The organism is Burkholderia singularis (assembly GCF_900176645.1).
Lineage (GTDB): Bacteria > Pseudomonadota > Gammaproteobacteria > Burkholderiales > Burkholderiaceae > Burkholderia > Burkholderia singularis.
The window spans coordinates 1-1,640 of record NZ_FXAN01000011.1; the positions used below are offsets into that span (position 1 = coordinate 1).

Consider the following 1,640-nt stretch of genomic DNA (forward strand, 5'->3'; position numbering starts at 1 on the left):
CAGACAGCAGGAAGAAGCGCGCGAGCGCGAACGAGCAATCTCCGCGCCCGGAGTGCGCTCGGGCGTGACGGCGAGCGCCGCGTATCCAGCGCTGCCGTCGGAAACGCCTTGCTTCCGCATCGATCGTTTCACGCTCGACGTGCCCGATGTGCTGCCAGCTTCCGTGAAATCACAAGGCGCCTCGGCATTGCCGCTCGATCGCTTCGCATTCGCGCGCGAATGGCTTGAGCACTACACAGGCCAGTGCGTCGGGAAACAGGGCCTCGACATCCTTGTCAAAGGTCTGTCTCAAGCGATATTGGCGCGCGGCTATGTCACGACACGCGTACTGCTGCCCGAACAGGATCTATCGACCGGCACCCTCAAGCTCTCACTGATCCCCGGCGTAATCCGTCACGTGCGCTTTGCCGACGACAAGCTGCGCGGCACCTGGAAAACCGCGTTCCCAACCGGCGATGGTGAGTTGCTGAACCTGCGCGATCTCGAACAAGGCCTCGAGCAAATGAAGCGCGTATCGAGCCAGGACGTATCGATGCAAATCGTCCCCGCCGACGTACCCGGCGAAAGCGACGTCGTGCTCGACGTGAAGCGCGGCAAGCCGTGGACCGTCGTTGCCTCAATCGACAACTCCGGCACGCGCGCGACCGGCAAGTTGCAAGGCAACCTGTCGCTCGGCATCGACAACCCACTGGGCTTGAACGACGTCTTCAACATCGGCGTCAGCCAGGATCTCGAATTCGGCGACAAGCGCTTGGGTTCACATGGCTGGAACGGCTTCTATTCGATTCCGTGGGGCTACTGGACGGCCACGCTGTCCGCGTACACGAACACGTACTATCAGCAGATTGCCGGCGTGAACCAAACGTTCATCGCGAGCGGCAATTCGAAGACGGTCGATTTCAAGCTCAATCGCGTGCTGTCGCGCAGCCAGAACGACGTGTTCGGCGCGCAGTTCCGGCTGTCGCGCCGCTTTGGCGAGAGCTTCATCGAGGACACCGAAATCCCGCAGCAGCGCCGCAACAACACGTTCGTCGAAATCGGCCTGACTGATCGCCACTACTTCGGCGGCGCGCAATTCGACGGTACGCTGGCCTATCGGCAGGGGATCGGCGCGTTCGGCGCACAAGACGACAGCCTGGCGGCCACAGGCGGGCCGACGTACCGCTACAAGATGGCGGTGCTCGATGCGAACCTGTCGGTGCCGTTCGCGATCGCGCAGCAGCCGTTGCGCTACGTGACGACTTTCCACGGTCAATACACGGGCAACACGCTGTACTACATCGACGACCTGACGATCGGCAGCCGCTACACGGTGCGCGGCTTCGACGGCGAGACGATGCTGGCGGCGGCACGCGGCTTCTACTGGCGCAACGAATTGCAGATGCCGATCGGGCAGACGGGGCAAGCGATATACGCGGGGCTGGACTACGGCCATGTCTGGGGTCCGCAGCCGGTGGCGCTGATCGGCACGCAGCTCGCGGGCGCGGTGATCGGCGTGAAGGGCAGCGTCGGCACGCGGTTCGGCGCGTATGCGTACGATCTGTTCGCCGGCACGCCGGTCTACAAGCCGCCCGGGTTTCCGACGGCGCGGGTGACGGTCGGCTTCCAGGTGACGGCGCAATTTTGACGAAAACGCGTTC

Annotated in this window: 1 protein-coding gene; it reads left to right on the forward strand. The window is 63.4% G+C overall.

Annotated features, from left to right (window positions below):
* Positions 1-1,627: ShlB/FhaC/HecB family hemolysin secretion/activation protein (locus tag BSIN_RS00850; RefSeq protein WP_159935869.1), on the forward strand; the 1,627-nt coding region annotated here is incomplete at its 5' end.
* Positions 1,628-1,640 lie beyond the last annotated feature (13 nt).